Raw genomic sequence first — 9487 nt, 5'->3', positions numbered from 1 at the left:
GTATACCATTCCGCGTTCCATCAGACATCGTTCCTCACGCTCCTCTTAATGCTCCAATTGACGTTCTTAAAGTTACATTATACATGATAAAACGAAATACCTTTGAAATGTGGAATTTGTCGGTAATATAGGCCAAGTCAAGCTTCAAAGAATATTAGTAGACTAAGAACAAAGTACCTTGTCATTTTATCAATGAACAAAATGAGATACTACCGATAATGAACTTTTATGTAGACTAGATTTGTATAAAGTATTCATGCAATACTTTATATTTTGTTGAACTAACGAAGAATGTTAGTTCAACAAGGTTTGAATAAAATTTTCTTTTTTATGTGGCTGCCGGAATGATGGAACTAAAATGAAAGAATCTTACAAAAAACTTAAAATGAAAATGGTCTCACTTTTTTAAGTTCTTGTCTGTATAATATCTTATCATTCTTGAAAAAAGCGAGGGTAAAAACATGGACATGAACAGTTCCGAAAATAAATTTCAGGAACAATTAGTGAAAAGTTTAAACGAGCCAATTCGATTACCATTAAATGACTTATTCAAAGTGAAACATTCAGATGAACTTGAAGAAATTAAAAAATTGATTGAAAAACATACTAAAGAATTAAATGAAATAAAATCCATTTTAGAAAAGCTGAATCACTTAGTCGAAGAAATGAGTAAACAAAAAAGGTCGAAAAAAGAAAAAAGCTCAAAAAAAGATCCGTGGCTAAACAAAATATTTAAATCTGATTAATTGATCCTTTTATGAAAATAACCAGAGTAAATGAAAGTGTACGAAAATAGTTTTAGTACAGGTGGCAATCATACATTTTTATCGTTTTATTTTCATCTGTCTTCACCAAACTTGTCTCATTTGCATTTCTTATTAATAGTAAGGAGAAAAGGAGGTTCTGCAGATAAAATGCCTTGTATTATAACAGGTTTAACTGCTCCAGTCTGTTTAACCATTGTCTATAATTTAAGCAATCGCGTAATTATAGATTCTTCCATTGATTGTGTGGAAGAGGGAAAAGTGTGTGAACTAGAAGCTATATTAGATTCTTTTAATAAAAATCTAACCATTAAAGTACCATTAACTCTTGAAGGTGAAGTTGCATTTACTGACAATACACAATCAGGTTGCGTTACAACGGGTGTTCGTTTAACTAACTAAAACTTAATAAAAGCAGTTTAATTCGAGGGACAAGCATAAGCTTGCCCTATTTTCTATAAATAAAAAAATTCTGGATTATGATTCAACTACCGGTAAGTGGTGTTATGGGAACTTAAATTAATTTTATTTTTATATGGGCAAGTTACCTATATATTGTAATGAATATAATATATATAAACTTATCAGTCTTTGGTACAAAGCTTTTTTACCCCTTTATAATAATCATTTTCATTTTTCATATTTGCGAATTTAAAAGTCATTGGATTCTCTTATTCTAATGGCATTTTTTATGAATAATAGTACCTTAATTGACAGGATAGATTGCAAATGGATAATCAATTGAAAGAAATCTTTGGGGCATGGTTAGCAGCTATTGGAACAGTTACTTCTGCTGTTGGAAGTACACCGTTTTCATTTATACAAAAGGATTTGAGAAACGACTTGAATTTGTGGGGAAATGTATTACAAGCCGTTGGGAATGCTGTTGAAGCTGACGGACAGGGAGAATTATCTCTTGAAACAATTGGAAATGAACTTCAATCAGTTGGTAATGTAACAGTAATAACTGGGCTTATTATAGATTTTGAAGATGAAATTCAACAAAAATTAATTATTGCTGGAAATTGGATTCAAGCTTTAGGTGGAGCTACTGCTTTAGGGGATGAGTTTGAGGATACTTCAAATAAAGGTGAGATATATAATATCATTGGAAACTTATTGCAATCCATAGGTAATTCATTGCAAGCTTTAAGTGGTGTATATGAATTGAAAGCTAGTCAGTATAAAGATGATACAGACGAGAAGAACAGTAAAGACGAAGAGAATGATGATATATCATTATTAAATGTTACTGGAAGTTGGATACAAGCAGTTGGTTCGGTTATCTCATTAATTGGACAGATACATGAAGAAAGTGAAGAACAGAATAGTGATTAAATTTATTGATAAGTTGTTTTTATAAATTATGTTACTTGAGGCCCCATTTCATATTTTCGATCTGTTCTTTTGCTCGGATGGGTTAGAAATCAATGAGATGTGGTTTTTTGTTCATAGGTTTCTGTACTTCTTTATTTATAGTATTTTGAATGTATACTTTTCTTGCTAATTTTGAGGATATCAGGGGAAATGGGGTGAGGTCAATGTTTTCGGTGATTCGAATGTAAACAAATATACAAAAGTTTACATTCGAAAAGGGGAAATAAAAAACAGTAGTGCATAAAATCACTACTGTTTTTTTATTGTTTTTCAAATAAATTATTTGAATTCTTGTCTGTATAATCTAACAGAATAAATAGCTCCAACGAAAAATACAACAGCTTCGAATAATATAGAAAATTGACGGAAATACATATCTTTATTTACCCAAGAAATAAAGACGCCATGCATTACAAGTTGAGCAATAAACATAACAAAAATAATTTTAAAATAAATACCATTTGTTCTTTCATCTGGTCGACCAAATTTTTTTCCGATAATAAAAAGTACAATTACTGAACCGACCCATAGAAGGCCTGTAAAACCTACAACGATATTGAAATTGTCTATGCTTTCTAACATCCAGTTGTTTAATAGATCAAGCATTATTATCTTCCTTTCCTACATAAGAGAATATTTCGTTTATATCAACCTCAAAATAATTAGCTATTCGATATGCTAACACCAGTGAAGGAGAATAATTATTCTTTTCCATAACAAATATCGTTTGCTTAGAAATTCCAACAGCATCAGCTAAATCTTTTTGTGACATTCTTCTTAATACTCTATGTTCGTACACTTTATTCACTATGGAATCACCATATTTTCCCTTCATAGTTAACACCTTCCTTTCTTAAGACCTATATTAAACTTATTTTATAAAAAAGTAAAGTTTAATTATATAAAAGATAAAAATTTTTATATAAATTAAAAGAAATTCTATATAACATTTCGAATTTTAACCTTGTAAAAGAGAAGGAACTCTATGAGGGAAATCTCAAAATTACAAGTATAAAACTAGTAGAAAAGCGGTGTAAAAGCAGTATAAGCGTTATACCCACCGCTCATCCGCAATATTTACATTTTTGAGTGCTAATTAGATAAAAAAATGGGATTTTTTAATAAGTAAAAGTTAGTTTTTATGGTACAAAATGGTACAATTGTAGGTACTAAAAAGTACATTATGGAGGTACTAAAATGGACAAAGAAAAAACGATTCAAGTCAAGTTTACAGTGAATGAAGAACAATATAAGAAGTTAGAAATATTAGCAAAGATGAGAGAACTTTCAGTACCACAGTTTTGTAAATTGACATCGTTACAGGTGAAGATACAAGCAGCTAGACCGATTGTGGTTGAGGGGCAATATGTAATGCCTGAACCTGAGGTATTATTTCTGAAAGAAATAGAGGAACGCTATAATACTGAGAAGCAGTTTTTAAGGATAGATAAAGAGTTTAATGAACGATTATATGAATATGCGGTGAAAAAAAGAGAGCAAAGTGAAAGTGATCAGTAGAGGTCTTTGCATGTGTTGGTCAATCAAAACGGACCTAGCGAAGCGAAGGGAGTATTTGACTTGACCAACTAGACTACACCCGAACCCTCTTGGCATTGAACAAACGGCCGTTTGTTCCTGCCAACCGGCGAGGGAGCCCCTCAAGGATTGAGGGGTTGGGGTGTTCGATGGATGGGGTCTGGGGAAGAGTTCCCCAGTGGGTTTGGGCAAAGCCCAAGGTTTGTTTTTGCCATGCTGGGCATGGCTCGGCAAAGCCGAAAAGCGTCGCAGACCCCTATCGATTTTGATACGTTAGTGTCAAAATACGTATAGGGTTACTGTAATTGACTCCATTTCGTCGCTTTGCTAGACTTATGGTATCAATTAATCTAGGGAAAGTGGTGGCATTTTATGTTGGGTTCTATCTCATTTAATCAATCTCACCAAAGTTCATTAAGCCACAATAACAGAGAAAATATTCATGGAAATCCTGGCATAGATCCAGCCAGGTTAGATGAGAATATTTACTTTGTTCAAAAAGACATCCGAAGTGTATACAAGGATGTTTTTCAAGAAGCAGTGGACAAGTATAACGAGAAACAAAAACGGAATGATCGTAAAATTGATGACTACTATAACAAAATACATAAAGACGATAAGACACATGAGCAACGAGAAGTGGTTGTAGCGATTGGGGAAGGTAAAGACGATCCAATGTATAGGGGGGCGAAAAAAGAAGCACTGAAGCGCTATGCTGAGGCGTTTCAAGAGCGAAATCCAAATTTAGTAGTTTATAACATGGTTTTACATGATGATGAAGCCAATCCGCATTTACATATTAACTATGTACCGAATTTCGAAAGTAGTCGAGGATTAACGAGGCGTGTCGGAATGGATAGAGCCTTGCAACAACAAGGCGTACAAGGAAAAGGGACGGAGTTAATTGCGAATTGGAGACAAATAGAAACGGCTTATATTGAATCTTTGGCTAAAGAACAAATTCCGAATTTTGAACGTGCTAATGTGGGTTCACATAAGTATATGAAGGTCCGTCAATACAAGGAATATGTTGAAATGAAATCAACCGTTGAGAATCAAATATATGAAAAAGAAATGCAGTTAGAAGTTTTTGACCATCATATGAAATATGCTGAAGAAAAAGTAAATGAATTACAGATGGTAAAAACACATGTAGCTGATAAATACAAAGAGTTAGAAGTAGTGGAACAACAAGTAAAAAGTGAAAGTGAAAAGTTACGGCTGATTGGTCAGCGATATATAGAGTTAGAAAAAAAGGTGAAACAACAGCAAAGAGAATTGGATAGTGTTACGGATCAAGTACCAAATGAGCCTGTTAAAATTCCATTTTTGGGTAAAGAAGTAATAACAGAAGTACAGGATAAAATGTTTGGAAAAGCTGAAATCAAGAAGAAACAGACAAGAAATTATGTATTATCACCGGAACAATATCAAGAATTTACAAAACAAGTGAATGCAGCCGTTACTATCAAAAAAGATTATGAGCGTTTGAGAAAAACAGATTTTGTGAAAGAGAATGAAAGTTTAAAAGTGCATGCAGAGGGGTGGATGGAAGAAAATCGAACGTTAAAACAAGAAAGAAGTCAGTTGCAAAAAAGAATAAGTGTATTAAATACTGAAATAAGCTCGTTAAAAGCTCATATAAAAGATTTACAGACAAACATAAGGGTTTTATATCAGCAAACAAAAAAACTCTTTAAAGGACAATTTAAAGAGTTTAGAGAGCTTATTAAAAATGAATTAGGTAATAAAGGAGTAAATAATCAATTTGAACGTGAAAATGAGAGGGAAATGGTTAAAAAGCAAGGATATGATATAGAGCGTTAAAAGATCCATAGAAAAAGTAATTACTTTTTTTGGGAAACTTTGTTTGATAATCTTTTGAGAGAATATATGTGATAAAATAAAAAACGAGCCATGCGGTAACATGGCTCATTTTAAAGGGTATTCAATGGAAATACCTAAAATTCATTTATCTGGTTATAGATTATCATAATTTGATTCATAATCAAATAGCAAAAAATAGGTATTTTTGTTGATTCCCTCAATTAGAGGAGGAATTGACATAATGAAAGATGAAAATGAACAAATTTTAGGACAAGCTTTAAATCAAGCTAATAGAAATGCTAGAAAAAGAGATTTTGAGAAAGATGGAAAACAAAGAGATCAGGCTGAAGAACTTAAAAAATCTCTTTTACAACAGTTAAAAGAACTAACTGGAGAAGACCATTATGTTGGAACTAATAAAGATCCATTTGCTGGAGAACCTTTTAATCAAGTAATGCATAGAAATTTAGATTTATTGAATAGTATTGGTTATTTAACTCAAGCAGAAGAAAGTTTTTTATTTAGAATTCAAGCTTATTTGGAATTTAGAAGTAATGTCATTATTTGTAGAGATGATAAATTTAAAAGGAAACGAAAGATCGTTGAGGACGATTTTGAGTTACCAAGAGCGGCAACTGTTTCTGAAATTGCTGAAATGATAGGGAAATCAAGGCAAAAAACATCAACTGTTATGAATTCATTAAAGAAAAAAGAAATTTTACTTAATCCAGAAGGTGCAGGACAAATTATTGAAAATGGTCGCACTGTAAGTCCTAGAACATGGATAGTAAATCCTTACATAATGATTTGTGCACCTCGAAAAAATGAAGTGAAACTTGATAAATTAACGATGAGATTGTTTCAACATTCTTTGAAAAATCTTAAAGATCAAAATGGTAAAAAAGTAAAATTACCAGCTAGATTTTTTTAAACTGTATCAATTTGATACAGTTTTTTTATGTACTTTATCCATTATTTAGGTGTCACGAAAAGGTGACAAAAAACAAAAAAGTGTCACCTTTTCGTGACACCCTAAAAAGTGCATTAAACCCAGTTGTATCAAGGGATCTACATGCTTTTTGTAAATGCTCTCTATTATCACTATTATTAAAGAGCTAAAAGTTCCGCAAGGAACAGGTAGTATTTTTGAGCAAACAACGCTCAAAAATCTCCACCTTCATCATAAAAAGGTCGGTTCGTAAATCCTCACCTAAAGGCTAACGCCTTTTCTTTTTTATGATGTCCTTGCAAAACTTTTTTCGGCTCGATTTGCTTTTATCGCCAAGTCGACAGACCAAAAGCAAGATAATGGTTATCGACTTGGATAAGCAATTATACGAGCCGAACCGCCAGATCATTCGTCTATTGTATTACTCTTACTTTATAGATCTACACGTTTATGTGGTGGGCTCTGCCCCCACACCCCCGGCCAGCCTCTGCCCAAAAGCAAGAGAACTGCCAAAACCTTAATAAAAGTAAAAAACAGCTCTTTTGGAGCTGTCAGTAAACATAAAATCCGTTATCAGAAGTAAAATTTAACTCGAAAATAGCTAATTTTATCAGTTGTTGAATGTCTGAAAAAAATCAAACCAATGATATTGTCGAGATCCTTTGGCAACTTCTTGCTGTGATGACTATCATAGTGACTTTTTCTCCAGCAACCACTATTAGTGGCTAATTACCATAAGGACTTATTTTTGAAATTTGCTATTTTTTAGAAAGTATGTTAATTTAAGAAAGACCTATTTTTGTTCGGTTTGAGATTAAGAATAAATTTTGTTTTTCGTCTAAGGTATTTGAGCAAGGGTAGTAACATATGTGTGGGTATCCACACTAGGAGGCAACAATTATGGAACAAGGTAAAGTAAAATGGTTTAATGCAGACAAAGGTTTTGGATTCATCGAGCGTGAAGGTGGAGAAGACGTATTCGTACATTTCTCAGCTATCCAAATCGACGGTTTCAAATCTTTAGACGAAGGACAAAGTGTAACGTTTGAAGTAGAACAAGGACAACGTGGCCTACAAGCTACTAATGTTCAAAAAGCTTAATATTAGCTGATGAAAGACCCTCTTGTAGGGTCTTTTTTGATTTTGTTACAATATTCCGAATACAACTTTTTTAAGGGGATTTGGGGTGCTTAACTTTAATGAAAAAGAAGATGTTAGAAATCATAATTTTAGCATTATGGGCTTTTTCTTTTAGTTATCTTGCAATTATATTAAGAATACCAAAAAATGGATTATATATAGTCGTAGGATTTCCAATCTTATTTGTTGGTGAACCTTTGATTGTGCATCTATTTCAAAATAAGAATGAAAATGGAAAATAACTTTGTTTGATTGTATATCTCATACACGTCTAGTTAACATAACGTCTCATTATCGGTAGCAAGGATTTACAAGAATTCTTGCTTTTATTAGGTTCTTTCCTTCTTTCTATGTAAAATCGATATGCAGAATTTTATACATCGTGAAAATAGGCTTTTTTATTATGTGTTTAGGCTTATATATTAGAGACATTTGTGGATACACGAGGGAATATTTCACATAGACATAATTTAGTAATTAAACAACCTAAGTGAGTAAACAAAAAATAAGAGGAAGTGTTCACATGAATTCGTATTACCCTTATTATACAAATGGTTATTTTCCATCTTACGCACCCCAACAGCAGGTCCTCGATCCCAGTGAATATCGTGGAGGTTTTTCCCATCAATCCGAAACATTTTTTGATCGTGAAGGGTTCGAAGTGAGAGTGCCCATGCCGGGTGTTAGTCCCCGGACTAGAGTTGTTGCATCGGTTTACGAATGGCAAAATAATAGACCTCACATGGGAGCTGCTAGTATGCAGGTCCATAACGTTGTTCCAATTAATGGTGCTGTAATTGTACGGGGACATATCGGTTGGGGAGAAAACCTTCCTTTTCGAATTAGCTTAATAGCGTTTAACTAATAAAAGATAAAGGGGGGCTTTTTGTAATGAATAATCTTTATTGTCTCCCCTTTCCTTGGATTTTTAGATCATCTTCTATTAATTAGCAAAAAGTGTAGGAATGGAGTTTGTATAAACAAGGAAAGGACCTATATTTGAATTTTGCGAGTAGACTGATCATCTGTTATATTACATAAATTCAAAATAAGAATTATTCAGCTAAAGGGCGCGATTGTGGAGCAACACAGCTAGAAAATGTTTAAACTTTATTTCAAAGTAACGTCAGAACAGTCAGATGTTCAAATATATATGTGAAATAAAACAAGCCTTGCATATATGCAAGGCTTGTTTTATTTCCAGAATTTCCACCAATGATGTTTATTTTCTGTAGTAGGAGCAACTAGTTGTTTAGTCTCTTGAATAGATCGTATGCTATGTAAAAGTTGCTCATCTCTTTCTTGCAACAATTGTTCATGGTGTTTTTGATATGTTTGTATACCGTTTTTCAATGTTTGAATTTCTTCTTGAGTTCGTCGTAGTTCTTCTCTCATGGATTGGAGTTCTTCTGTTATTTCTTTACGTTCCTCGCGCAACAATTCACGTAATAAATTAGTGTTGTTTTCACGTTCCAATATTTCTTTATCTCTTGTAATAAGCAAGGATTGAGAATCCATTGGATCGTGGGACGTTCCACCCGTGTTCCAATTCTCACTATTTATGGTTATTGCTACGGTTTTGGCAGCATCCGCTTTGCTATATCCGGCATCTTTCATAAGTGTTTGAAATTTTTTCAAAGCTTTTATATCTTTTGAAGTAAAGGTTCGATACTCGCGATTACTTTTAGGATCACGAACTTTTACAAAGATGTACTCATGTTTTTCTAACTCTAAACACCATTTACGCAAATAGCTTTCGCTAATACTTAACATTTCTGCTACTTCCTTGGTTAGGAAAGCCGGGAGTGGCTCGGATTGTATACCATTCCGCGTTCCATCAGACATCGTTCCTCACGCTCCTCTTAATGCTCCAATTGACGTTCTTAAAGTTACA

General features: G+C 33.1%; 12 protein-coding genes. 9 read left to right on the top strand and 3 right to left on the bottom strand.

Annotated elements, in window-relative coordinates; genetic code table 11:
• Positions 1-461 precede the first annotated feature (461 nt).
• From JDS96_RS28810 to JDS96_RS28800, 3 genes are all read left to right on the top strand, one after another.
• The gene (locus JDS96_RS28810) at positions 462-746 is read left to right on the top strand and encodes a hypothetical protein (RefSeq protein ID WP_199668861.1); all 285 of its coding nucleotides are present in this window, start codon (positions 462-464) and stop codon (positions 744-746) included.
• Positions 747-782: 36 nt separating this feature from the next.
• Positions 783-1166, top strand: a complete 384-nt coding sequence (locus JDS96_RS28805) for a hypothetical protein (RefSeq protein WP_242480016.1) — start codon at positions 783-785, stop codon at positions 1164-1166.
• Between the two features lie 327 nt (positions 1167-1493).
• Positions 1494-2102, top strand: a complete 609-nt coding sequence (locus tag JDS96_RS28800) for a DUF6944 family repetitive protein (protein ID WP_199668860.1) — start codon at positions 1494-1496, stop codon at positions 2100-2102.
• 318 nt (positions 2103-2420) lie between these two features.
• On the opposite strand, the gene JDS96_RS28795 is transcribed toward JDS96_RS28800, so the two are convergent.
• Positions 2421-2747, bottom strand: a complete 327-nt coding sequence (locus JDS96_RS28795) for a 6-aminohexanoate hydrolase (protein WP_199668859.1) — start codon at positions 2745-2747, stop codon at positions 2421-2423.
• Positions 2740-2976, bottom strand: a complete 237-nt coding sequence (locus JDS96_RS28790; RefSeq protein WP_199668858.1) for a helix-turn-helix transcriptional regulator — start codon at positions 2974-2976, stop codon at positions 2740-2742. Before JDS96_RS28790 ends, JDS96_RS28795 begins: the two co-directional genes overlap by 8 nt.
• A gap of 362 nt (positions 2977-3338) precedes the next feature.
• On the opposite strand from JDS96_RS28790, the gene JDS96_RS28785 reads away from it, so the two are divergent.
• The 6 genes from JDS96_RS28785 (at position 3339) to JDS96_RS28760 (ending at position 8458) form a co-directional block, all read left to right on the top strand.
• On the top strand, positions 3339-3659 hold the full coding sequence (locus JDS96_RS28785) for a hypothetical protein (RefSeq protein WP_199668857.1): 321 nt from the start codon (positions 3339-3341) through the stop codon (positions 3657-3659).
• A 390-nt stretch (positions 3660-4049) separates the two neighbouring features.
• Positions 4050-5504 (top strand): plasmid recombination protein, encoded by a 1455-nt coding sequence (locus JDS96_RS28780; protein WP_199668856.1) that lies wholly within the window; start codon positions 4050-4052, stop codon positions 5502-5504.
• Positions 5505-5745: 241 nt separating this feature from the next.
• Positions 5746-6435 (top strand): Rep protein, encoded by a 690-nt coding sequence (locus JDS96_RS28775; protein ID WP_199668855.1) that lies wholly within the window; start codon positions 5746-5748, stop codon positions 6433-6435.
• A 918-nt stretch (positions 6436-7353) separates the two neighbouring features.
• Entirely contained in the window at positions 7354-7554 is a 201-nt protein-coding gene (locus JDS96_RS28770; RefSeq protein ID WP_088094677.1) for a cold-shock protein, read from the top strand.
• A gap of 98 nt (positions 7555-7652) precedes the next feature.
• Positions 7653-7835 (top strand): hypothetical protein, encoded by a 183-nt coding sequence (locus tag JDS96_RS28765; protein ID WP_199668854.1) that lies wholly within the window; start codon positions 7653-7655, stop codon positions 7833-7835.
• 419 nt (positions 7836-8254) lie between these two features.
• The gene (locus JDS96_RS28760) at positions 8255-8458 is read left to right on the top strand and encodes a hypothetical protein (RefSeq protein ID WP_199668853.1); all 204 of its coding nucleotides are present in this window, start codon (positions 8255-8257) and stop codon (positions 8456-8458) included.
• A gap of 329 nt (positions 8459-8787) precedes the next feature.
• Here the strand turns inward: JDS96_RS28760 and JDS96_RS28755 are convergent, their stop codons facing one another.
• Positions 8788-9438 (bottom strand): DUF3967 domain-containing protein, encoded by a 651-nt coding sequence (locus JDS96_RS28755; protein WP_199668852.1) that lies wholly within the window; start codon positions 9436-9438, stop codon positions 8788-8790.
• Positions 9439-9487: the final 49 nt, after the last annotated feature.

It is taken from the genome of Bacillus cereus group sp. N21 (assembly GCF_016483395.1).
Lineage (GTDB): Bacteria > Bacillota > Bacilli > Bacillales > Bacillaceae_G > Bacillus_A > Bacillus_A pseudomycoides.
Note: the sequence above shows the minus strand (reverse complement) of the source record. Positions and strands in the feature narration are given on the sequence as shown.

Coding starts and splice junctions, on each gene's coding strand:
- JDS96_RS28790 (WP_199668858.1), bottom strand. CDS start 2,976: ATGAAGGGAAAATATGGTGATTCCATAGTGAATAAAGTGTACGAACAT.
- JDS96_RS28780 (WP_199668856.1), top strand. CDS start 4,050: ATGTTGGGTTCTATCTCATTTAATCAATCTCACCAAAGTTCATTAAGC.
- JDS96_RS28800 (WP_199668860.1), top strand. CDS start 1,494: ATGGATAATCAATTGAAAGAAATCTTTGGGGCATGGTTAGCAGCTATT.
- JDS96_RS28755 (WP_199668852.1), bottom strand. CDS start 9,438: ATGTCTGATGGAACGCGGAATGGTATACAATCCGAGCCACTCCCGGCT.
- JDS96_RS28770 (WP_088094677.1), top strand. CDS start 7,354: ATGGAACAAGGTAAAGTAAAATGGTTTAATGCAGACAAAGGTTTTGGA.
- JDS96_RS28785 (WP_199668857.1), top strand. CDS start 3,339: ATGGACAAAGAAAAAACGATTCAAGTCAAGTTTACAGTGAATGAAGAA.
- JDS96_RS28765 (WP_199668854.1), top strand. CDS start 7,653: ATGAAAAAGAAGATGTTAGAAATCATAATTTTAGCATTATGGGCTTTT.
- JDS96_RS28795 (WP_199668859.1), bottom strand. CDS start 2,747: ATGCTTGATCTATTAAACAACTGGATGTTAGAAAGCATAGACAATTTC.
- JDS96_RS28810 (WP_199668861.1), top strand. CDS start 462: ATGGACATGAACAGTTCCGAAAATAAATTTCAGGAACAATTAGTGAAA.
- JDS96_RS28775 (WP_199668855.1), top strand. CDS start 5,746: ATGAAAGATGAAAATGAACAAATTTTAGGACAAGCTTTAAATCAAGCT.